The 22,568-nt window shown below is 73.0% G+C and carries 20 protein-coding genes; 8 read left to right on the forward strand and 12 right to left on the reverse strand.

Features of this window, described 5'->3' with window-relative positions; genetic code table 11:
- Nucleotides 1-37: 37 nt before the first annotated feature.
- Nucleotides 38-1,705, forward strand: a complete 1,668-nt coding sequence (locus GA0070214_RS31090) for a right-handed parallel beta-helix repeat-containing protein (RefSeq protein WP_091270094.1) — start codon at nucleotides 38-40, stop codon at nucleotides 1,703-1,705.
- Nucleotides 1,706-1,744: 39 nt separating this feature from the next.
- Here the strand turns inward: GA0070214_RS31090 and GA0070214_RS31095 are convergent, their stop codons facing one another.
- The 3 genes from GA0070214_RS31095 to GA0070214_RS31105 all read right to left on the reverse strand — a co-directional run bounded on the left by GA0070214_RS31095 (nucleotide 1,745) and on the right by GA0070214_RS31105 (nucleotide 4,212).
- Nucleotides 1,745-2,665 carry an ATP-grasp domain-containing protein gene (locus GA0070214_RS31095; RefSeq protein ID WP_091270095.1) on the reverse strand — a complete coding sequence of 307 codons (921 nt, stop codon included), beginning with the start codon at nucleotides 2,663-2,665 and terminating at the stop codon, nucleotides 1,745-1,747.
- Nucleotides 2,666-2,671: 6 nt separating this feature from the next.
- On the reverse strand, nucleotides 2,672-3,004 hold the full coding sequence (locus GA0070214_RS31100) for a hypothetical protein (RefSeq protein WP_091270096.1): 333 nt from the start codon (nucleotides 3,002-3,004) through the stop codon (nucleotides 2,672-2,674).
- A 251-nt stretch (nucleotides 3,005-3,255) separates the two neighbouring features.
- A complete protein-coding gene (locus tag GA0070214_RS31105; RefSeq protein WP_091270097.1) occupies nucleotides 3,256-4,212 on the reverse strand; it encodes a heme o synthase in 957 nt (318 codons plus the stop codon).
- 265 nt (nucleotides 4,213-4,477) lie between these two features.
- On the opposite strand from GA0070214_RS31105, the gene tkt reads away from it, so the two are divergent.
- The 6 genes from tkt (at nucleotide 4,478) to pgl (ending at nucleotide 12,971) form a co-directional block, all read left to right on the forward strand.
- Entirely contained in the window at nucleotides 4,478-6,616 is a 2,139-nt protein-coding gene (gene tkt, locus GA0070214_RS31110; RefSeq protein ID WP_091270098.1) for a transketolase, read from the forward strand.
- A 16-nt stretch (nucleotides 6,617-6,632) separates the two neighbouring features.
- Complete coding sequence (tal, locus tag GA0070214_RS31115) at nucleotides 6,633-7,811, forward strand: transaldolase (RefSeq protein ID WP_091270119.1); 1,179 nt, start codon at nucleotides 6,633-6,635, stop codon at nucleotides 7,809-7,811.
- Between the two features lie 69 nt (nucleotides 7,812-7,880).
- Entirely contained in the window at nucleotides 7,881-9,521 is a 1,641-nt protein-coding gene (locus GA0070214_RS31120) for a glucose-6-phosphate isomerase (RefSeq protein WP_091270099.1), read from the forward strand.
- A gap of 38 nt (nucleotides 9,522-9,559) precedes the next feature.
- A complete protein-coding gene (gene zwf, locus GA0070214_RS31125) occupies nucleotides 9,560-11,074 on the forward strand; it encodes a glucose-6-phosphate dehydrogenase (RefSeq protein ID WP_091270100.1) in 1,515 nt (504 codons plus the stop codon).
- A 31-nt stretch (nucleotides 11,075-11,105) separates the two neighbouring features.
- Nucleotides 11,106-12,122 (forward strand): glucose-6-phosphate dehydrogenase assembly protein OpcA, encoded by a 1,017-nt coding sequence (locus tag GA0070214_RS31130; protein WP_091270101.1) that lies wholly within the window; start codon nucleotides 11,106-11,108, stop codon nucleotides 12,120-12,122.
- A gap of 78 nt (nucleotides 12,123-12,200) precedes the next feature.
- Nucleotides 12,201-12,971, forward strand: coding sequence for a 6-phosphogluconolactonase (gene pgl, locus GA0070214_RS31135; RefSeq protein WP_091270102.1), 771 nt, complete (start codon nucleotides 12,201-12,203; stop codon nucleotides 12,969-12,971).
- Nucleotides 12,972-13,017: 46 nt separating this feature from the next.
- Here the strand turns inward: pgl and GA0070214_RS31140 are convergent, their stop codons facing one another.
- The 8 genes from GA0070214_RS31140 to rapZ form a co-directional block, all read right to left on the reverse strand.
- Nucleotides 13,018-13,362, reverse strand: a complete 345-nt coding sequence (locus tag GA0070214_RS31140) for an RNA polymerase-binding protein RbpA (RefSeq protein ID WP_091270103.1) — start codon at nucleotides 13,360-13,362, stop codon at nucleotides 13,018-13,020.
- 129 nt (nucleotides 13,363-13,491) lie between these two features.
- A complete protein-coding gene (gene secG, locus GA0070214_RS31145) occupies nucleotides 13,492-13,752 on the reverse strand; it encodes a preprotein translocase subunit SecG (RefSeq protein WP_091270104.1) in 261 nt (86 codons plus the stop codon).
- 95 nt (nucleotides 13,753-13,847) lie between these two features.
- Nucleotides 13,848-14,639 (reverse strand): triose-phosphate isomerase, encoded by a 792-nt coding sequence (gene tpiA, locus GA0070214_RS31150; RefSeq protein ID WP_091270105.1) that lies wholly within the window; start codon nucleotides 14,637-14,639, stop codon nucleotides 13,848-13,850.
- Nucleotides 14,640-15,839: a phosphoglycerate kinase gene (locus GA0070214_RS31155; protein ID WP_091270106.1), complete on the reverse strand. Its 1,200-nt coding sequence runs from the start codon at nucleotides 15,837-15,839 to the stop codon at nucleotides 14,640-14,642.
- Nucleotides 15,836-16,840 (reverse strand): type I glyceraldehyde-3-phosphate dehydrogenase, encoded by a 1,005-nt coding sequence (gap, locus tag GA0070214_RS31160; RefSeq protein ID WP_091270107.1) that lies wholly within the window; start codon nucleotides 16,838-16,840, stop codon nucleotides 15,836-15,838. The genes GA0070214_RS31155 and gap overlap by 4 nt, the downstream gene beginning before the upstream one ends.
- A gap of 264 nt (nucleotides 16,841-17,104) precedes the next feature.
- Nucleotides 17,105-18,085 carry a DNA-binding protein WhiA gene (whiA, locus tag GA0070214_RS31165; protein ID WP_088999356.1) on the reverse strand — a complete coding sequence of 327 codons (981 nt, stop codon included), beginning with the start codon at nucleotides 18,083-18,085 and terminating at the stop codon, nucleotides 17,105-17,107.
- A 56-nt stretch (nucleotides 18,086-18,141) separates the two neighbouring features.
- On the reverse strand, nucleotides 18,142-19,149 hold the full coding sequence (locus tag GA0070214_RS31170; RefSeq protein ID WP_091270108.1) for a gluconeogenesis factor YvcK family protein: 1,008 nt from the start codon (nucleotides 19,147-19,149) through the stop codon (nucleotides 18,142-18,144).
- Nucleotides 19,146-20,054 (reverse strand): RNase adapter RapZ, encoded by a 909-nt coding sequence (gene rapZ, locus GA0070214_RS31175; protein ID WP_091270109.1) that lies wholly within the window; start codon nucleotides 20,052-20,054, stop codon nucleotides 19,146-19,148. Before rapZ ends, GA0070214_RS31170 begins: the two co-directional genes overlap by 4 nt.
- A gap of 290 nt (nucleotides 20,055-20,344) precedes the next feature.
- Here rapZ and recQ point away from each other — a divergent pair, with 290 nt between their 5' ends.
- Nucleotides 20,345-22,183: a DNA helicase RecQ gene (gene recQ, locus GA0070214_RS31180; RefSeq protein WP_091270110.1), complete on the forward strand. Its 1,839-nt coding sequence runs from the start codon at nucleotides 20,345-20,347 to the stop codon at nucleotides 22,181-22,183.
- Between the two features lie 82 nt (nucleotides 22,184-22,265).
- Here recQ and GA0070214_RS31185 read toward each other — a convergent pair.
- Nucleotides 22,266-22,568: C39 family peptidase (locus tag GA0070214_RS31185; protein ID WP_208602970.1), on the reverse strand; the 303-nt coding region annotated here is incomplete at its 5' end.

Genomic DNA, 22,568 nt, shown 5'->3' on the forward strand with positions numbered 1-22,568 from the left:
GCGGTCCGCGCCACGGACCGTCCGAGGGGAGCCGCCGGTGTCGCGCAAGGGCCTGTCCACGACCGTCCCGCAGCGGCTGACGCCGGTGGCCGGCGCGCCCCTGTGGTGCGACGCCCACGACTTCGGGATCACCGGCGACGGCGTGACCAACGACCAGCCGGCCCTGGCCGCCCTGGTGGACCGGCTGGGCGAGGGGTACGACGCCGACGGCCGGGCCCGGGTCATCTACTGCCCGCCGGGCATCTACTCGATCCGGGACGCCGGCACCGTCTGGCGCAGCGGTGTGTCGCTGATCGGCGCGGGACCCGCGGCGACCCGGTTCCTGCTCAGCAACGAGGGCAACCGGGACGACCCCGTCCCGCTGGCGTTCTGGACCACCGTGCAGCACGGCGCGGACCGGGACCGGCACATCGCCGACTGCACCTTCGCCGACTTCGAGATCGACGGCTCCGGCGTCGGCATGGCCCAGTACAACTACCTGGCCAAGGGCCTCGGCCTCCAGTACGTGGTGCGCGGCGTCTTCCGCAACCTCTACATCCACCACACCGGGGCGACGGGCCTGGGCTGCGACTTCCTCCAGGACAGCCTGATCGACGGCGTGGTCGTGGTGGGCTGCGGCCGGCTGGACAACGGCGAGCAGATGGGCGGCGCCGGCATCGGCGTCGGCATCGGCGGCTGGGGCGACGTGGAGCGGCTCACGATCGCCAACTGCACCACCGTCGGCAACGGGACCAACGGGATCTTCCTGGAGCTGCAGAAGGACTACTGGCCGCCGCCGCGCGGCTTCCGCATCGTCGGGTGCCACAGCCAGGCCAACCGGTTCGGCATCTCCGACTGGGGCGCCGACGGGCTGATCGTCTCGGCCTGCACGCTCACGAACAACCTCGAGGCCGGGTTCGACGTCTCGGCCAACGGCACGGCCGGGATCGCCGGGCGCGGTGGACTGCTGGTCGACTGTGTGATCGACCGCAACGTCGGCGACGGGATCAGCATGGGCAACACCCCCGGCCCGTACGTGGTCCGGGGCAACCGGATCAGCCGCAACGGCGGCTACGGCTACCACGAGCACGACCTGGGCCACGGGTACCGAGGCGCGGCGACGGACGTGGTGATCCAGGGGAACGACATCTGGGACAACGCGCTCGACGGGATCCGGATCGACCGGCCGATGCGCGACGCCGCGGTGGTGGACAACCGGATCCGGGACAACGGGCGGCGGTCCGCGCCGGCCTGCCGCGGCTCCGGCCCGACGGTCCGGTACGCCCCGCGCCGGGTCACCGACGGGTCGGCGGACTGGCCGCCCGGCGGGCACCGCGGCAAGATCCTGCGGGTCGACTCGCGGACCGCGGTGGTGGCCGACAACACCGGCGACGAGCTGTCCCTGGCCGAGGTGCGGCCCGACGGGGCCACCGGCTGGAACGAGGCCGTCCCAGCGCCCGGCACGCCGTACGAGCTGCCCGCCGGCCCGCCGGAGCGCGCCGGGATCGCCGTCAACGCGCCGTTCGACTCGGCCACCGTGCGGGGCAACCGGATCTGGCACCGGGACGAGCACACCCAGACCTACGGGCTCTGGATCACCGGGGCGGGCAGTTGCCTGTCCTGCCGGGTGCAGGACAACGACCTCGCCGGGAACGAGAGCGCGGTCCGGCTGGACACCCCGCCGATCGGCGGCCGCTGGGAGCGCAACCACTGCGACGGGGAGTGACGCCGGCTCCGGCCCGCCCGGCGCGGGCCGGGGCGCGGGTCAGGACCGCCGGGCCAGGTGGGTGGCGATCGCCGCGGCGAGCCGGTCCGGTGCACCGTCGGCGTGGCCGACGAACAGGCTCGGCTCGGTCAGCTCCAGCTCGACGAGGACGGGTGCCCCGTCCGGGCCGGGAATCAGGTCCACCCGGGCGTAGAGCAGCCGGTCGGTGCCGCCCGGCACCACGGCCAGGGTCTTCTCCGCGGTGTCGAGCTGCTCCGGGCTGGCCGTCCGGGCGTCGATCCGCTCCTCCCTGTACAGCTCGGCCACGCCCCGGTCGGGGCCGGTCAGCATCGGCCCCTTGCGGATGGCGTGGCTGAACGCCAGCCCGTCCGGGCCGGCCAGGAAGAGCAGCGCGGTCTCCCCGGCGGTGTCGACGGCCGAGAGGTACGGCTGGACCATGGTGACCCGGCCGGCCGCGGAGAGCCGCCGCACGTGGGCCACCGCCAGCTCCCGGTGCTCCGGGTCGGCCAGGTCGTACCGGCCGGTGTCCTGGCTGCCGGCGCTGACCGCCGGCTTGATCACGTACTCCCCGGTGCCGGCGGGCGGGGTCCAGTCGTCTCCGGGCTCGACCCAGGCGGTCGGCACGGTGGGCACCCCGGCCGCGGACAGCTCGGCCAGGTACCGCTTGTCGGTGTTCCAGGCGACCACGTCGGCCGGGTTGACCAGGGCGGGCACGGTGCGCGCCCAGGCGACGAACTCGTCGCGGCGGAGCGCGTAGTCCCAGGGCGAGCGGAGCACGACCAGGTCGTAGCGGGACCAGTCGACGGCCGGGTCGTCCCAGACGACCGTTTCGGCGGTGACGCCGCGGGCGAAAAGCGGGGCGAGCACGAGCCGGTCGTCCGGGTCGAGGTCGGGTAGTGCGGTGCAGGTGACGAGAGCGACCCGGGGTTCCCCCCGGGTCGGCTGGTGGTGGTTGGTCAATTTATGTCAACGGGCCATCGTGCGCCGGGCCATCGACCGCCAGAGGTCGTTGCTCGGGCGCATCTGGTCCATCAGCTCACGCTCCCAGGCGTTCTCGACGGCGACCCCTGCCTTGGCGCAGGCCTGCCGCGCGACGTCGGTGCCGTCGGCGAACTGGTCGGCCCACGCCCCGTCCTCACCCACGAGGACGATCCGTGCGCCGCGCTTGCCGACGTACTCGATGACCGCCTTCGCTCCGCCGTGTCCGGCGGCGAACGACTTGATGCCCGCGACCAGGCCGTTGGGGGCCTGCTCGGCGGTCTTGTCAGCCGTCAGCGTCGTATCGGAACCATCTGCCATGACGCGAAGCCTAAGCAGACATCCACCCGGATGTGCGAGAACGATGAACTGAATGTGATGCCAATTACCTACTGGTTTAAGGAAGACCACAGGTAATTCGCCCGTACATGTCGCCTATGTCTGACCAAATCGGGCGGGGAAGATCGTCACAGTCTGTCCGGGTTGAGCCCGTCCAGCTCAGGCCGAAAAAAATTCTGATGAAATCCGCGACAGAGGGAACTCATCCACCCCGGTCAGCGCCGGAAACGGATCTAGATCAGGGCGTCGAGCGCGACGGCCGCGAACAGGATGGTGAGGTAGGTGGTGGACCAGTGGAAGAGCCGCATCGGCTTGACCGCCTCGCCGCGCGCCGCGCGCCGGCACAGCTTGTGCGCCTCGACGACGAAGATCCCGCCGACCACCAGCGCGGTGACGCCGTAGATCGGGCTCATCCCGAGCGGCCAGACGGCCAGCGAGGAGAGCAGGGTCAGCCAGGAGAAGAGGATGATCTCCGCGTTGACCCGGCGGACCGAGGCCACCACCGGCAGCATGGGGATGCCCGCCCGCGCGTAGTCGGCCTTGTACTTGATCGCCAGCGCGTAGAAGTGCGGCATCTGCCAGAAGAAGACCACCGCGAACAGGCCCCACGCGGCCGGGGCCAGCGAGCCGGTGACCGCCGCCCAGCCGATGAGCACCGGCGCGGCCCCACAGGCGCCGCCCCAGAAGGTGTTGGCGGCCGTGGTGCGCTTCAGCCAGAGCGTGTAGACCAGGTCGTAGTAGGCAATCGCGGCGAGGGTCAGCCCGGCGGCCAGCCAGTTTGTGGTGGCGGCCATCAGCGCCACCGAGACCACGGCGAGCACCAGGCCGAAGGTCAGCGCGCTGCGCGGCGACACGGTGTGCGCGGGCAGCGGCCGGCGCTTGGTGCGCCGCATCAGCTGATCGATGTCGCGGTCGATGTAGCAGTTGAGCACGCTGGCCGCGCCCGCGGCGAGCGAGCCGCCGACCAGCACCACGGCCACCAGCCAGAGGGCCGGCATGCCACCGTCGGCCAGCATCATGGCCGGCACGGTGGTGACCAGCAGCAGCTCCACGATCCGCGGCTTGGTGAGCGCCACGTACGCGGCCACCACGGCCCGTACGTCCCGCCGGCCGGTCGCCCGGGCCTCCGCCACGCGCACCGGCGGGTGCCCGGCAGAGTCGCTGACGGGGCGCTCGGTGATCATGCTCACGGATTGCCACCTTCCGGCTTCGGCGGGGGAGGTCGGGGTCGGCTCGGACCCCTCCGGGCCCACACACCGCCCCACACACTACGCGGCGTCGTTTTGGCTGCCCCGGAGACCCGGCAACGGTGCGGGCCGTCACATCCCGGGTTGAACGGCTGATCCGGTCGGAGACGTACAGACCAGCATGCAGAGATCCCCGGGCGGACGTTTAGCACCGCTCGATAGGGTCATCAGTGAGGGTTCCGCCCATCTGCCGAGGAGCACAACCATCGTGGCTGCCAACCGACCCGAGCTTCCCGCTCTCAACTGGTCCGACCTCGACCGCAGGGCCGTCGACACGGTCCGCGTGCTGGCCATGGACGCCGTGGAGAAATCCGGCAACGGCCACCCGGGCACGGCCATGAGCCTCGCCCCGGCGGCGTACCTGCTCTTCAACCGGGTCATGCGGCACAACCCGGCCGACCCGAACTGGCCCGGCCGGGACCGCTTCGTGCTGTCCGCCGGGCACTCCAGCCTCACCCTCTACATCCAGCTCTTCCTCTCCGGCTACCCGCTGGCCCTCGACGACCTGAAGGCGCTGCGGCAGTGGGGCTCGCTCACCCCGGGCCACCCGGAGCACGGCCACACCCCGGGCGTGGAGACCACGACGGGCCCGCTCGGCCAGGGCATCGGCAACGCGGTCGGCATGGCCATGGCGGCCCGCCGCGAGCGCGGCCTGTTCGACCCCGAGCCGGACCGGGCCGACTCCCCGTTCCGCCACGACGTCTGGTGCATCGCCTCCGACGGCGACATCGAGGAGGGCATCAGCCACGAGGCCAGCGCGCTCGCCGGCCACCAGCAGCTCGGCAACCTCTGCCTGATCTACGACGACAACGAGATCTCGATCGAGGACGACACCCGGATCGCCAAGAGCGAGGACGTGGCGGCCCGCTACGAGGCGTACGGCTGGCACGTCCAGACGGTCGACTGGCGCCGCGGCGACGCCGACCAGGGCGACTACCACGAGGACGTCGAGGCGCTCTACGAGGCGCTGCTGGCCGCCCGGGCGGAGACCGGCCGCCCCTCCTTCATCGCGCTGCGCACCATCATCGGCTGGCCCGCGCCCAACAAGCAGAACACCGGCAAGATCCACGGCTCGGCGCTCGGCGCCGACGAGGTGAAGGCCACCAAGCGGATCCTCGGCTTCGACCCGGAGCGCACCTTCGAGGTCGACGACGAGGTGCTCAAGCACGCCCGCCAGGTGCTGGAGCGGGGCGCCGAGGCGCAGGCGGCGTGGACCACCACGTTCGACGCGTGGGCGAAGGCCAACCCGGAGCGCAAGGCGCTGTGGGAGCGGATGTCCACCCGTACGCTCCCGCAGGGCTGGACCGACGCGCTACCCACCTTCCCGGCCGACGCCAAGGGCATCGCCACCCGGGCCGCCTCCGGCAAGGTCCTGGAGGCCCTCGCCCCGGTGCTGCCCGAGCTGTGGGGCGGCTCCGCCGACCTGGCGGAGAGCAACAACACCACCATGAAGGGCGAGCCGTCCTTCGTCCCGTCGGAGCACGCGACCAAGGACTTCCCGGGCGACGAGTACGGCCGCACGCTGCACTTCGGCATCCGCGAGCACGCCATGGGCGCGATCCTCAACGGCATCGCCCTGCACGGCGGCACCCGCCCCTACGGCGGCACGTTCCTCGTGTTCAGCGACTACATGCGCCCGTCGGTGCGGCTCGCCGCGCTCATGAAGCTGCCGGTCACCTACGTCTGGACGCACGACTCGATCGGCCTCGGCGAGGACGGCCCGACCCACCAGCCGGTGGAGCACCTGACCGCGCTGCGCGCCATCCCCGGCCTCGACGTGGTCCGCCCGGCCGACGCCAACGAGACCGTGTGGGCGTGGCGGCAGGCCCTGGAGCACACCGACCGTCCGACCGCGCTGGCGCTCAGCCGGCAGGCGCTGCCGACCGTCGACCGCACCGACCTGGCCGGCGCCGAGGGCGTCGCGAAGGGCGGCTACGTGCTGGCCGAGGCGTCCGGCGGCAGGCCGCAGGTGATCATCATCGGCACCGGCTCCGAGGTGCAGCTCTGCCTCACCGCCCGGGAGCGGCTGGAGGCCGACGGCACCCCCACCCGGGTCGTCTCGATGCCCTGCCAGGAGTGGTTCTTCGAGCAGGACGAGGCCTACCGGGAGTCGGTGCTGCCGCGCGGGGTAAAGGCACGGGTGAGCGTGGAAGCGGGCATCGCCATGTCCTGGCGGGCGATCGTCGGGGACAGCGGCGAGTGCGTGAGCCTCGAGCACTACGGGGCGAGCGCGCCGCACACCGTGCTCTTCGAGCAGTTCGGGTTCACCCCCGACCGGATCGTGGCCGCCGCGCACGCGGCGCTGACCCGGGTGGGCGACATCACCGGTTTCACGACCGGCAACTGAGGGGAGCGTGGACAGCATGACGGACAGGCTGAGCGAGCTCCAGGCCGCCGGTGTGGCGATCTGGCTCGACGATCTTTCCCGGGTGCGACTGAGCTCCGGCGGGCTGGACAAGCTCCGCCGCGAGTCGCACGTGGCCGGGGTGACCACCAACCCGACGATCTTCGCCAAGGCGCTCAGTGACGCCGACGAGTACAACTGGCAGTTGCGCGACCTCGCCACCCGCGGCATCGAGGTCGAGGAGGCGGTCCGCATGCTCACCACGTACGACGTGCGGTGGGCCTGCGACGTGATGCGCCCCTCCTACGACAAGAGCGCCGGGGTGGACGGCCGGGTGTCGATCGAGGTCGACCCGCGGCTGGCCCACGAGTCCGACCGGACCGTCGCCGAGGCCAAGGCGCTCTGGTGGCTGGTCGACCGGCCGAACCTCTTCATCAAGATCCCGGCCACCGAGGCGGGCCTGCCGGCGATCACCGCGACCCTGGCCGAGGGGATCAGCGTGAACGTCACGCTGATCTTCGGCCTCGACCGGTACTCGCAGGTCATGGAGGCGTTCCTGGCCGGTCTGGAGCAGGCGAAGGCCAACGGCCACGACCTGTCGAAGATCGGGTCCGTCGCCTCGTTCTTCGTCTCCCGGGTCGACACCGAGGTGGACAAGCGGCTGGAGAAGATCGGCTCCGACGAGGCCAAGGCGCTGCGCGGCAAGGCCGCCATCGCCAACGCCCAGCTGGCGTACGAGCGCTACGGCGAGGTCTTCGGCTCCGACCGGTGGAAGAAGCTGGCCGACGCCGGCGCCCACCCGCAGCGCCCGCTGTGGGCCTCCACCTCGACCAAGAACCCCGACTACCGGGACGTCATCTACGTCGAGGAGCTGATCGCCCCCGGCACGGTCAACACCATGCCGGAAGCTGTCATCCACGCGTACGCCGACCACGGCGAGACCCGCAGCGACACCATCACCGGCGCGTACGACGCGGCCCGCAAGGTCTTCACCGACCTCGAGGCGGTCGGCGTGGACATGGCCGACGTGATCGCCACCCTGGAGCGGGAGGGCGTGGAGAAGTTCGAGACGAGCTGGCTGGAACTGCTCGACGGGGTCAAGAAGTCCCTCGCCGAGGCGGCCAAGGGCATCGGCCAGCCGGGCCGGGCCGCCAAGGGCAACGCGCGCGCCGCCGAGAAGGCCGGGGGCGACGAGTGACGGACGGCGCCGGACGCGTCCCGGGGCACCGCCTCGGGACGCGCCACGCCACGAGGACGGAGTGGTGAGGTGAGCGACCTGCTGGCCGGCCGGGCGGACATCGCCGCCGGGCTGGCCGTGCACGGCGCGGACGCGGTCGACGGGTCCGCGCCCGCGTCCGTGCGGGCCGCGCTGGTCGCCGCCGACCTCCCCGCCCGCCTCGCCGCCAAGGACCCGACCCTCTGGGGGCCGGCCGCCGAGACGACGGCCCGCACCCGGCTGGGCTGGCTGGACACCCACGTGCGCGCCCGGGAGCTGCTCCCCCAGCTCGCCGAGCTTACCGAGGAACTGGCCGACCTGGACCACGTGGTGCTGGCCGGCATGGGTGGCTCCTCGCTCGCCCCGGAGGTGATCGCCCGGACGGTCGGCCGGCCGCTGACCGTGCTGGACGGCACCGATCCCGGCGAGGTCCGCGCGGCCCTGGCCGACCGGCTGGACCGCACCGTGGTGGTGGTCGCCAGCAAGTCCGGCGCCACGGTGGAGACCGACAGCATCCGGCGGGCCTACTGGCAGGCGTTCCTGGACGCCGGGCGGACCGAGGCGGAGGCCGCGCGGCACTTCGTGGTGGTCACCGACCCCGGCTCCCCGCTGGAGGCGGTCGCCGACGAGCTGGGCGTCGTGGTGATCCAGTCGGACCCGGAGGTCGGCGGGCGGTACTCGGCGCTCACCGCGTTCGGGCTGGTCCCGGCGGCCCTGGCCGGTGCGCCGGTCGCCGACCTGCTGGACGACGCCGACGCCCTCGCCGGCGCGCTCGGCGGGGACCGGGACAATCCCGGCCTGGCGCTCGGCGCGGCGCTCGCCGCGGCGGCCACCAGCGGCCGGGCCACCGTCGCGCTGGTGTCCGACGGCACCGGGCTCGACGGGCTGGGCGACTGGGCCGAGCAACTGCTCGCCGAGTCCACCGGCAAGGCCGGCCGGGGCGTCCTGCCGGTGGTGGTGGAGTCCCCGGACGCCCCCGGCGCCACCGGGCCCGGCGTGCTGACCGTGAGCTACGGCGGCGCCCTCGGTCCGGGCGCCGCGCCCGGCCCCGCCGACGTGGCCGTCAACGGCCCGCTCGGCGCGCAGTTCCTCACCTGGGAGTACGCCACCGCGATCGCGGCCGCCGTGCTCGACGTCGACCCGTTCGACCAGCCGGACGTCGCCGACAGCAAGGAGCACACGGCGCGGCTCCTCGCCGCCGGCCCGCCGGCCGGGTCGCCCTCGGTCACCGAGGGCACGATCGAGGTGTACGCCCCGGCCGGCGCGCCCACCGACCTGGCCGGTGCGCTGCGCTGGCTGCTCGCCGGGCTGGGCGACGACGGCTACCTGGCGGTGACCGCCTACCTCGACCGGTGGCGCGACGCGGCGGTGGCGGGACTGCGCCCGCTGCTGGCGCGGGCCACCGCGCGCCCCGTGACCTTCGGGTGGGGGCCGCGGTACCTGCACTCCACCGGGCAGTACCACAAGGGCGGCCCGCGGGCCGGCAGCTACCTCCAGGTGACCGGCGCGGTCACCGACGACCTGCCGGTGCCCGGCCGCCCGTACACCTTCGGAGACCTTCAGGCGGCCCAGGCCGCCGGCGACCGGCGGGCCCTCGCCGATCGCGGGCGGCCGGTGCTGCGCCTGCACCTGACCGAGCGGGCGGCGGGCGTCGCCCAGCTACTGGATGCGGCCGGACGGACACTGACGTGACGATGAATGACGTGACATCGGCGGAGCGAGGAGGCGGCATGAACCCGCTGCGCGATCCTCAGGACCGCCGGCTGCCACGAATCCCGGAGCCCTGCGCTCTGGTGATCTTCGGGGTGACCGGCGACCTGGCCAAGAAGAAGCTCCTGCCGGCGGTCTACGACCTGGCGAACCGGGGGCTGCTGCCGCCCGGTTTCGTGGTCCTGGGCTTCGCCCGGCGCGACTGGGGCGACGGCGACTTCGAGTCGCTGGCCCACGACGCGGCCAAGAAGCACGCCCGTACCCCCTGGCGGGAGGAGGTCTGGGCCCGGCTCGCCGGCAACATCAAGTTCGTCGGCGGCTCGTTCGACGACGACGCGGCCTTCGACCACCTGGCCGACACCCTCGACGAGCTGCGCGACACCCACGGCATCCCGGGCAACGCCGCCTTCTACTTCTCCATCCCCCCGGCGGCCTTCCCCGTGGTGCTCAAGCAGCTCGCCCGCACCGGCATGGCGGACAACGCCAAGTCCGGCGGCTGGCGCCGGGTGGTCGTGGAGAAGCCGTTCGGCAACGACCTGCCCTCGGCGAAGTCGCTCAACGACCTGGTCGACGACGTCTTCACCCGGCAGGACGTCTTCCGCATCGACCACTACCTGGGCAAGGAGACGGTCCAGAACATCCTGGCCCTGCGCTTCGCCAACAACCTGTTCGAGCCGCTCTGGAACTCCAAGTACGTCGACTCGGTGCAGATCACCATGGCCGAGGACGTCGGCATCGGCACCCGGGCCGCCTTCTACGACTCGGTCGGCACCGCCCGCGACGTGCTCCAGAACCACCTGCTCCAGCTGCTCGCCCTGGTGGCCATGGAGGAGCCGACCAGCTTCGACGCCGACGAGATCCGCACCGAGAAGCTCAAGGTGCTCAAGGCCATCACGGTGCCGAAGGACGTCACCGCGGACACCGTCCGCGGCCAGTACCTGCCCGGCTGGGTGGGCGGCGAACGCGCCGTCGGCTACCTCGACGAGGAGGGCGTCCCGGCCGAGTCCACCACCGAGACGTACGTGGCCGTGAAGCTGGGCATCCAGAACCGGCGCTGGGCCGGGGTGCCGTTCTACATCCGGGCCGGCAAGCGGCTGCCCCGGCGGGTCACCGAGGTGGCCATCGTCTTCAAGACCGCGCCGCACCTGCCGTTCAACCCCGCCGACATGGAGTCGCTCGGCCCCAACCAGCTCGTCATCCGGGTCCAGCCCGACGAGGGCGTGGTGCTGAAGTTCGGCTCCAAGGTGCCCGGCACCACCATGGAGGTCCGCGACATCGCGATGGACTTCCAGTACGGCGAGGCGTTCACCGAGTCCAGCCCCGAGGCGTACGAGCGGCTGGTGCTGGACGTGCTCATCGGCGACCGGACGCTGTTCCCGGACGCCGCCGAGGTGGAGCAGAGCTGGCAGGTGGTGGACCCGCTGGAGCACGCCTGGGCGGGCACGAAGCCGGAGCCGTACCGGGCCGGCGAGTGGGGGCCCCGGGCCGCCGACGAGATGCTGGCCCGCGAGGGCCGGTCCTGGCGGAGAGCGTGAGCGAGCACAGCGAGCGAACCAGGAGGTTCCGTTGATCGGCTTGTGGGACACCACCGGGAACGAGGTGGTCAAGGCGCTCGCCGCCGAGCGGCGCAGCGCGGGCGGGGTGGCCAGCGGCATGGCGCTCACGCTGATCGTGGTGGTGGACGAGAAGCGGGTCCGGGAGGCCGAGGCGGCGGCGACCATCGCGGCCGCCGCCCACCCGTGCCGGCTGCTCGTGGTGGTCCGCTCCGACGTCGAGCGGGACCGCAACCGGCTGGACGCCGAGATCGTCGTCGGCGGCCGGCTCGGCCCGTGCGAGGCGGTCGTGACCCGGATGTACGGCCGGCTCGCCCTGCACGCCGAGTCGGTGGTGATGCCGCTGCTGGTGCCGGACGTGCCGGTGGTGACCTGGTGGCACGGCGAGCCGCCGGAGGAGATCGCCACCGACTTCCTGGGCGTGGTGGCCGACCGGCGGATCACCGACGCGGCGCAGGCCGCCGACCCGATCGCCGCGCTGCGGCAGCGGGCCGCCGACTACGCCCCGGGCGACACCGACCTGGCCTGGACCCGGATCACCCCGTGGCGCACCCTGGTCGCCGGAGCGTTCGACACCACCCAGGCCCGGGTCACCGAGGCGACCGTGATGGCGCCGCGCACCGACCCGACGGCGGCGCTGATGCGCGGCTGGCTGGTCGCCCGGCTCGGCATCGACCCGGTCTGGGAGCACACCGACGAGTTCCCCCGGATGCGGGAGGTGCAGCTGCGCTGCGCCAACGGCGACCAGCTGACGCTGACCCGGGACGACAACGTGGCGGTCTTCCGGCGTACCGGCCAGGAGGACCGCACCCTGCCGCTGGTGCGGCGGCCGCTCGGCGACGAGCTGGCCGAGGAGCTGCGCCGGCTCGACGCCGACCAGGTCTACGCCGAGGCGCTCGGCGCGACCGCCGGGCTGACCGGGCTGGACCAGCGGCCCGCCCAGCGGGTGCACGTGTGGAAGGATCCGGCGACCGCCCAGCGGGCCGAGGCCGGGGTCACCGCGCACGCCGGCGCGACCGCCAACGAGTGAGCGGGCCACGCGGACCGCTCGGCGGCCGGACAGCACAGGTGACCGCCGCGGGGCGGTCGGAGGACGAAGGCACGACGGATGAGTGAGGCGAGTGTCGCCGTACACGCCGACCCCGACCTGCTGGCGCAGGCGGTGGCGGCCCGGTTGGTGGTGAAGCTGCTCGACGCTCAGGCCGAGCGCGGCCAGGCGTCGGTGGTGCTGACCGGCGGGCGGATCGCCGCCGCGGTCTACCGGGCGGTGACGCAGCTGCCGGCCCGGGACGCCGTCGACTGGTCCCGGGTCGACGTCTGGTGGGGCGACGAGCGGTTCCTGCCGGCCGGCGACCCGGAGCGCAACGAGACCCAGGCCCGGGCGGCGCTGCTGGACGTGGTCCCCCTCGACCCGGCCCGCATCCACCCGATGCCGGCGTCGGACGGGCCGGCCGGCAACGACCCGGAGGCGGCCGCCGCCGGGTACGCGCAGGAACTGGCCCGGGCCGCCCGGCCGGGAACGGCCGCCCTCCCCCACTTCGACGTGCTGATGCTCGGCGTCGGCGAGGACGGGCACGTCGCCTCGGTCTTCCCGGAGCACCCGGTGCACCACGACAACCGGCCGGTCAGCGCGGTGCGCGGCAGCCCCAAGCCGCCGCCGGTGCGGACCACGCTCACCCTGCCGACGATCAACACGGCCGAGGAGGTCTGGCTGGTGGCCGCCGGGGCGGACAAGGCCCGGGCGGTCGGGATGGCCCTGGCGGGGGCCGGGCCGGTGCAGCTGCCGGCCGCCGGGGTGCGCGGCGTGTCCCGCACCCTCTGGCTGCTCGACCGGGCCGCGGCGGCCGACGTGCCGCCCCGGCTGCGCAGCCTGCGCTGAACGAACGGCGGAGCCCCGGCCCGGACGGGTCGGGGCTCCCGCGCGTTCAGGCCCCGCCGCGCCGCCGGCGCAGCGTCTCCAGGGCCTCGGCGAGCAGCGCCTCCCCCTGCTCCGGCGTGCGCCGCTCCTGCACGTACGCCAGGTGGCTCTTGTAGGGCTCGACCCGGGCCCGGCCCGGCGGGTTGCCCGGGTCGGGGCCGGCCGGCTCCCCGCACCGCGGGCAGTCCCAGGTCTCCGGGGCCTCCGCCTCGGCGGCGATGAGGAACTGGACGCGGTGGGCGTTCGCGCACCAGTAGGTGACCGGCCGGCGCGGCGCCGGCTCGATCCGCTGCTCGAAACGCTCGGGGGCGGACCCGATCCGGGTGCCGCGGATGACGTTGCCACTGGACACGGCTGCTCGCTCCTGTCGTCGGAGGGGACCGCCGCTTGCGGGGGTGGGCGGCGGGCGACGCGGGGAGAAAAAAATCTGCGCGCGGTCCGTGACGGACCGCGCGCAGATTGTACGACTCGGAGCGCTCGCTCAGGCGCCGCTGCCCGTCTGGAGTCGGAGCCAGAGCCCGATCCCGACGATGCACGCGAACCAGACGATCCCGACCAGAACGGTGTAGCGGTCGAGGTTCTTCTCGGCCACCGAGGAACCGGCCAGGCTCGAGCTGACGCCGCCGCCGAACATGCTCGACAACCCGCCGCCCTTACCGCGGTGCAGGAGGATCAGCAGGGTGAGCAGGATGCTCGTGATGACCAGCAACACGATCATCGTGTAGGCGAACCAGATCGGCATGGCGGGGGTCAGTCCTCTCGTTGCGATCACTGCCCGGTCGTGTCGGGCACGGCGGCACCGACCGGCGGACGGGCAGCGTCAAGGATAGCGAGCGTTCAGCGGGCGATGTGCTCCGGGAACCGGCAGATCTGCGCGAATTCCTCGGCGTCCAGGCTCGCGCCCCCGACCAGGGCCCCGTCCACGTCCGGCTGGCCCATGATCGCGGCCACGTTCGACGACTTCACCGACCCGCCGTAGAGGATCCGGACCTGGTCGGCGGTGTCCTGGCCGAAGGTCTCCGCGAGGCGCTTGCGGACCTCGCCGCAGACCTCCTGGGCGTCCTCCGGGGTCGCCGTCTTGCCGGTGCCGATCGCCCAGACCGGCTCGTACGCCACGACGACCTTGGTGACCTGCTCCGCGGTGAGCCCCCGCAGCGCGCCGTCGAGCTGGTCGCAGCAGTGCGGCACGTGCTTGAGCTGCTCGCGGATCTCCAGCCCCTCGCCGATGCAGAGGATCGGGGTGAGCCCGTTCGCCAGCGCGGCGGCCACCTTGGCGTTGACCAGGGCGTCGTCCTCGTGGTGGTACTGCCGCCGCTCGGAGTGGCCGACCACCACGTAGGTGCAGCCGAGCTTGGCGAGCATCGGCCCGGCGATGTCCCCGGTGTACGCACCCGACTGGTACGGCGACAGGTCCTGCGCGCCGTAGCCGATCAGCAGCTTGTCGCCGTCGACCGCGGTCTGCACGGTGCGCAGGTCGGTGAACGGCGGCAGGACCACCGTCTCGACCTCGGTGAGCTGCTTCTCGTTGAGGCTCGCGGCCAGCTTCTGCACCAGCAGGTTGGCCTCGAGGTGGTTCAGGTTCATCTTCCAGTTGCCGGCCATCAGCGGCCGGCGGGGGGTGCTCGCCATTCAGCTCTCCAGGGCCGCGATGCCGGGGAGGGTCTTGCCCTCGAGGTATTCCAGGGAGGCGCCGCCACCGGTGGAGATGTGGCCGAACGAGGACTCGTCCAAGCCGAGCGCCCGCACCGCCGCGGCCGAGTCGCCGCCGCCGACCACGCTGAACGCGTCGGTCTTGGTGATCGCCTCGGCGACGCCCCGGGTGCCGTTGGCGAAGGCCGCCATCTCGAACACGCCCATCGGGCCGTTCCAGAAGATCGTCTTCGCCTGGGACAGCGCGGCGGCGAAACCGGCCACGGTCTCCGGGCCGATGTCCAGCCCGAGCCGGTGGCTCGGGATGCCGTCGGCGGGCACCGTGTCGTGGGTGGCGTCGGGCGCGAACGCGTCCGCGGCCACCACGTCGACCGGGAGCATGATCTTGCCGCCGGAGCGCTCCAGCAGGTTGCGGCAGGTCTCGACCATCTCCTCCTCCAGCAGCGAGGTGCCCACCTCGTGGCCCTGGGCCTTGAGGAAGGTGAAGCACATCCCGCCGCCGATGAGCAGCCGGTCGACCGTGGGCAGCAGCGCCTCGATCACGGCCAGCTTGTCGGAGACCTTGGAGCCGCCCAGCACCACCACGTACGGCCGCTCCGGGTCGCCGGTGAGCTTGCTGAGCACCTCCACCTCGCGCAGCACGAGGCGGCCGGCGACGTGCGGCAGCCGGGCCGGCACGTCGTAGACGCTGGCGTGCTTGCGGTGCACCGCGCCGAAGGCGTCGTCGACGTACGCCTCGCCGAAGGCGGCGAGCTGGTCGGCGAACGCGCCCCGCTCGGCGTCGTCCTTGCTGGTCTCACCCTTGTTGAAGCGCAGGTTCTCCAGCAGGGCCACCTGGCCGTCGGCCAGGCCCTCCACGGTGGACCGGGCCGAGTCGCCGACGGTGTCCTCGGCGAAGTGCACCGGCGCGCCGAGCAGCTCGCCGAGCCGCCCGGCGACCGGGCGGAGGCTGAACTGCGGGTCCGGCGCGCCCTTCGGGCGGCCCAGGTGCGAGCAGACGACCACCTTGGCGCCGGCCTGGACCAGCGCGCTCAGGGTCGGCAGCACGGCCCGGATGCGGCCGTCGTCGGTGATCTCGCCCGTCTGCTTGTCGAGCGGGACGTTCAGGTCGGCGCGCACCAGCACGCGCCGACCCGACACCCCCTCGCCGAGCAGGTCGTCGAGGTTGCGGATGCTCACAGCGAGCTACCCACCAGCTTCACGAGGTCCACGAGGCGGTTCGAGTAGCCCCACTCGTTGTCGTACCAGCCGACGACCTTGACCTGGTTGCCGATCACCTTGGTCAGCGGCGCGTCGAAGATGCACGACGCCGGGTCGGTGACGATGTCCGAGGAGACGATCGCGTCCTCGTTGTAGACCAGGATGCCCTTGAGCGGGCCGTCCGCGGCGGCCTTGAGCGCGGCGTTGACCTCGTCCACCGTGGTCTCCCGGCCGACCGTGACGGTCAGGTCGGTGACGGAGCCGGTCGGGATCGGCACGCGCAGCGCGTAGCCGTCCAGCTTGCCCTTGAGGTCCGGCAGGACCAGGCCGATCGCCTTCGCGGCGCCGGTCGAGGTCGGCACGATGTTGAGGGCGGCGGCCCGGGCGCGGCGCAGGTCCTTGTGCGGCGCGTCCTGCAGGTTCTGGTCCTGCGTGTACGCGTGGATGGTGGTCATCAGACCCTGCTGGATGCCGAACGTGTCGTGCAGCACCTTGGCCATCGGGGCGAGGCAGTTGGTGGTGCAGGAGGCGTTCGAGATGATCGTGTGCTTGGCCGGGTCGTACTGGTCCTGGTTGACGCCCATGACCACGGTGACGTCCTCGTTCTTCGCCGGGGCGGAGATGATGACCTTCTTGGCCCCGCCGTCGACGTGCGCCTTCGCCTTGGTGGCGTCGGTGAAGAAACCGGTGGACTCGATGACGACGTCGGCGCCGACCTCGCCCCACGGCAGCTTGGCCGGGTCCTTCTCGGCGTACGCCTTGATGGTCTTGCCACCCACGGTGATCTCGTCGGCGGTGGCCTTCACCTCGTGCGGGAGGCGACCCAGGATGCTGTCGTACTTGACAAGGTGGGCGAGCGTCGCGTTGTCGGTCAGGTCGTTGACCGCCACGACCTCGATGTCAGCGCCGGACGCCAGCACTGCCCGGAAGAAGTTGCGGCCGATCCGGCCGAAGCCGTTGATGCCAACCCGGATGGTCACAGGTCCCATCTCCTCGCGTTCTGGTCCGCCGGCGTCGAACCCCGGCCGGCGGAGATTGTTCGCCGACCGGTGGAGCCGGCCGTTGACGGTTCATCTCGGCCACCCCGCCGCGGTCCCAGGAGACCAGACCGCCCGAGGCGGTGAGCACGGCGAGGAGTGCCTTTGCCGGCCCCCTTGCCGTACGCAGCGACCTTATCCGAGCGCGCGCCGCCGCGCTGCGGCGGGTGGTGATCCCCTTCGCAGCTCGACGCCTCACCGGTCCTATCAGACCACGAGCATGTCGGGCGTGACGGCCGCTTCGGTATCCGGGATGCCCAGGTCGCGGGCCCGCTTGTCGGCGAGCGCGAGCAGCCGGCGGATCCGGCCGGCGATGGCGTCCTTGGTCAGCGGCGGGTCGGCCAGCGCGCCGAGTTCCTCCAGGGACGCCTGCCGGTGCTCCAGCCGCAGCCGGCCGGCCGAGGTCAGGTGGTTGGGGGCGTCCTCGGCCAGGATCTCCAGCGCGCGGGTGACCCGGGCGGCCGCGGCCACCGCGGCGCGGGCCGAACGGCGCAGGTTGGCGTCGTCGAAGTTGGCCAGCCGGTTGGCGGTCGCCCGCACCTCGCGGCGCACCCGCCGCTCCTCCCAGGCCAGCACACTGGAGTGGGCGCCGATCCGGGTCAGCAGCGCGGCGATCGCGTCGCCGTCCTTCACCACCACCCGGTCCACGCCGCGCACCTCGCGGTTCTTGGCGGTGATGCCGATCCGGCGGGCGGCGCCGACCAGGGCGAGCGCGGACTCCGGGCCGGGGCAGGTGATCTCCAGCGCGCTGGACCGGCCCGGCTCGGTGAGCGAGCCGTGCGCCATGAACGCACCCCGCCAGGCGGAGACCGCGCAGCAGACGTTGGCGGCCACCACGTGCGGGGGCAGGCCGCGCACCGGGCGGCCCCGGACGTCGAGCAGGCCGGTCTGCCGGGCGAGCGCCTCGCCGTCCTTGACCACCCGCACGATGAAGTGGCTGCCCTTGCGCAGGCCGCCCGACGCCAGCACGTGGATCTCGCTCGGGTAGCCGTAGACCTCGGCGATCTCGCGGCGCAGCCGCCGGGCCACCGCGCCGGTGTCCAGCTCGGCCTCGACCACGACACGACCCGACACGATGTGCAGGCCACCGGCGAACCGGAGCAGGGCCGCCATCTCCGCCCGCCGGCAGCAGGGCTTGGGCACGTCGACCCGACTCAGCTCGTCCTTGACCGCAGCCGTCATCGCCATGTTGCGCGCCCCCTCACGGACCGGTTCCGGCGTGTCGCCGGTGATTACGTACGTGTCTAACGATCGGCGCCCAGGACAGGCACCAGCGCGGCGCCCAGGGCGGCCGGATCATGACGGGGCGTGCCGTCGGTGACGGCGACGGGAGCGAGGACCAGCCGGGCACCCAGCGATTCTGCCGCACGTTCGACCGCCACGGGATCACCCACCGCCTTGGAGTCGGCCAGCACCATGTCCACCTTCAACTCGGGCAGATAGCGCCCGAGGGTGTCCAGATGGTCGGGCAGGGACAGGCCGGACGTCTCCTTCTCGGCCACCAGGTTGAGGGTCACGAGCCGGCGCGCCGGGCTGGAGACGATCGCGTCGGCCAGGCCCGGCACCAGCAGATGAGGCAGCACGCTGGTGTACCAGCTGCCCGGCCCGAAGATCAGCCAGTCGGCGGCGCCCACCGCGGTCACCGCCTCGGCGCAGGCGGCCGGCGCCGCCGGGGTGAGCCGCAGCGACTCGACCGTGCCGGAGGTGACCGCCACCTGGTGCTGCCCGCGCACCGTGCGGACCTCGTCGGGGCGCTCCGGGTCGGCGCCGCGCACCCGGGCCTCGATCCCGACCGGCTGCCGGGACATCGGCAGCACCCGGCCGACCGCGCCGAGCATGGCGCCCGCGTGGTCGAGCGCGACCACCGGGTCGCCCAGCAGCTCGGTCAGCCCGTGCAGCAGCAGGTTGCCGACCGCGTGGCCGGCGAGCGGGTCCGCCGCTCCCCCGCTCCCGCCGGCGAGCGGGTCCGCCGCTCCCCCACCTGCGGCGGCGGCGAAGCGATGCTGGAAGAGCGCCGCGCTGCGCCGGGTGGCCGGGTGGTCGCCGGCCAGGGCGACCAGCGCCTGCCGCAGGTCGCCCGGGGGCAGGCCGCCGCGCTCCGCGCGCAGCCGCCCGCTGGAGCCGCCGTCGTCGCCGACGGTGACGACCGCCGTGATGTCCAGGTCCAGTCCGGGTACGCAGTGCCGCAGCGCGCGCAGCGACGCCGACAACCCGTGTCCGCCGCCGAAGGCGACCACCCTCGTCGGGGTCATTCCCGCCCCAGGTCCCGGTGCTGCGGGTTGGCGGCGATGCCGGAGCGGCGCAGCCGGGCGGCCAGCTCCTCGGCGATCGCCACGCTGCGGTGCTTGCCGCCGGTGCAGCCGACGGCCACGGTCAGGTAGCGCTTGCCCTCCCGCTCGAAACCGGCGGTGGTGGCGTTGACCAGGTCCGCGTACCCGGCCACGAAGGCGTCCGCGCCCTCCTGGCCCAGCACGTACGCGCTGACCGCCTCCTCGCGCCCGGTGTGCTCGCGCAGCTCCGGCACCCAGTACGGGTTCGGCAGGAACCGGGCGTCCATCACGAAGTCGGCGTCCGGCGGGAGGCCGTACTTGAAGCCGAAGGAGAGCACGGTGATCCGCAGCCGGCGGGAGTCCTCCCCGCCGAACAGCTCCTCGACCCGGCGGCGGAGCTGGTTCACGTTCAGGTGGCTGGTGTCGATGATCACGTCGGCCTGGTCCCGGGCCTCCTCCAGCAGCGCCCGCTCGACAGCGATCCCGTCGGCCAGCCGCCCGTCGCCCTGCAACGGGTGCGAGCGGCGGACGCTCTCGAAGCGGCGGATCAGCACCTCGTCGTCGGCGTCGACGAAGACCACCCGGGGCTGGAAGCCGCGCTCCCGCAGCTCCCGGATCGCCCCGGCCAGGTCGGTGGAGAAGGCCCGCGAGCGGACGTCCAGCACCATCGCGGTACGCCGGGCGGCGCCGCCGGCCTTGAAGGCCAGCTCGGCCATGTCCAGCATGAGCGCCTGGGGCAGGTTGTCCACCACGTAGAAGCCGACGTTCTCCAGCGCCCGGGCCACCGTGCTGCGGCCACCGCCGGACAGGCCGGTCACCACCACGAGGGTGGTGTCCGCCTCGGCCGGCGCCGGCCGCCCCAGAGCTGTCTCCGCGTTGGTCGGCACCTGGTCTCCCGCCGTCCGCGCCTCGCTCACCCGTACCCCCAGCCGTGGCGCCGCGGCCGGTCGGCCGCGCGTGGTCAGTCAGCGACTCTAACGGCTTCGACCCCGCCCGGGATTCCACGGGGTGACGACCGGAACAGGTGCTTGTCCCTTTTGCCGGGGTCTCGGTTGCCGGGTTGCGGGGCCCGTTGCCGTTGTGCGGGGGCTCGGTTGCCGTTGTTGCGGGGGTTCGGATGCCGCCACGCGGCCGTTCGGGGCGGGGTGGTGTCGGCGGGCGCTCGTAGACTGCGCGGATGGTCTCCCCCACCGATCAGCGGACCGAGGACGCGCTGCGGGTGCTGCGCCGGGTGTTCGGCTACGACGCCTTCCGCGGCTTCCAGCACGAGGTCGTCGAGCACGTGGTGGCCGGCGGCGACGCGCTGGTGCTGATGCCGACCGGGGGCGGCAAGTCGCTCTGCTACCAGATCCCGGCGCTGGTCCGCGACGGCGTGGCGGTGGTCGTCTCGCCGCTGATCGCGCTCATGCAGGACCAGGTCGACGCGCTCACCGCGGTCGGCGTCCGGGCCGGGTTCCTCAACTCGACCCAGGATCTGGCCGAGCGGCGGCGGGTCGAGGCGGCGTTCCTCGCCGGCGAGCTGGACCTGCTCTACCTCGCCCCGGAGGCGCTGGCCACGCGCGGCACGGTCGCGCTGCTGGAGCGCGGGCGGATCGCCCTCTTCGCGATCGACGAGGCGCACTGCGTGTCGCAGTGGGGCCACGACTTCCGCCCCGACTACCTCAACCTGTCGATGCTGCACGAGCGCTGGCCGGGCGTGCCGCGGATCGCGCTGACCGCGACCGCCACCCGGGCCACCCGCACGGAGATCGCCACCCGGCTCGACCTCACCGACGCCCGGCACTTCGTGGCCAGCTTCGACCGGCCCAACATCCAGTACCGGATCGTGCCCAAGCGGGAGCCGCGCAAGCAGCTGCTCGCCCTGCTGCGCGACGAGCACCCGGGCGATGCCGGCATCGTCTACTGCCTGTCCCGGGCCTCCGTGGAGAAGACCGCCGTGTTCCTGGTCGCCAACGGCATCCCCGCGCTGCCCTACCACGCCGGGCTCGACGCGGCGACGCGCGCGGCCAACCAGCAGCGCTTCCTGCGCGAGGACGGGCTCGTCATGGTCGCCACCATCGCCTTCGGCATGGGCATCGACAAGCCCGACGTGCGCTTCGTCGCCCACCTCGACCTGCCCAAGTCGGTGGAGGGCTACTACCAGGAGACCGGCCGCGCCGGGCGCGACGGGCTGCCGTCGACGGCCTGGCTGGCGTACGGGCTCCAGGACGTCGTGCAGCAGCGCAAGATGATCGAGACGTCGGAGGGCGACCTGGCCCACCGGCGCAACCTCGCCACCCACCTCGACGCCATGCTGGCGCTCTGCGAGACGGTCCGCTGCCGCCGGGCGCAGCTCCTCGAATACTTCGGCGAGGGCGGCACCGCCAACTGCGGCAACTGCGACACCTGCCTGGAGCCGCCGGAGTCGTGGGACGGCACGGTCGCCGCGCAGAAGCTGCTCTCCACCGTCTACCGGCTCGACCGGGAACGCCACCAGCGGTTCGGTGCCGGGCACTGCGTGGACATCCTGCTGGGCAAGCACACCGACAAGATCGACCAGCACGGCCACGACTCGCTGAGCACCTTCGGCATCGGCACCGACCTGCGCGAGGCCGAGTGGCGGGGCGTGGTGCGGCAACTGCTCGCCGAGGGCCTCCTCGCCGTCGAGGGCGACTACGGCACCCTGGCCCTCACCGAGGCGAGCGCCGAGGTGCTGGGCCGCCGCCGCACCGTCACCATGCGGCGGGAGCCGGAGCGGCCGGCCGGCCGGTCCAACAAGCCCCGGGGCGCGGCCACCGTGGTGGCCGACCTCGCCCCGGCCGCCGTCCCGGTGTTCGAGCGGCTGCGTGCCTGGCGGGCGGCCACCGCCAAGGAACAGGGCGTCCCGGCGTACGTCATCTTCCACGACGCCACCCTCCGGCAGATCGCCACCGAGGCGCCGGCCTCGCTGGCCGAGCTGTCCCGGATCAGCGGCGTCGGTGAGAACAAGCTGGCCAAGTACGGCGACGGGATCCTCGCCGTACTCGCGGAGTCCTGAGCCACCGTCCTGAGACACGACGAAGGGCCGGCCCCTTGTGGGGGCCGGCCCTTCGTGCTCGCTCCTGTCAGCGGATGGCCGGTCAGGAGGCGCTGTAGCCGCGGGTGGCGATCCAGTCGGCGAGGTTGTCCACGCTGATGCGGTAGGAGGCCATGTTCGGGTCGGCCGAGTCGGCGATCGTCACGGTCTTCCCGTTGTCGCGGTAGCCGACGACGCTGATGTAGTGGCCGCCTTCGAAGGAGTGGGTGTTGCCGTCGGTGTCGGTGGTGGTGCCGGCGATGTTGGCGACCACGGCGCGGCCGTCGTCGACGGTGCGCACGATGTCAGCGCGCAGGGTGTCGGTCTGCTTGTCGTCGGCCTTGCCGTCGCGGATTTCGACGGACCG

This window comes from Micromonospora chaiyaphumensis, from assembly GCF_900091435.1.
GTDB lineage: Bacteria > Actinomycetota > Actinomycetes > Mycobacteriales > Micromonosporaceae > Micromonospora > Micromonospora chaiyaphumensis.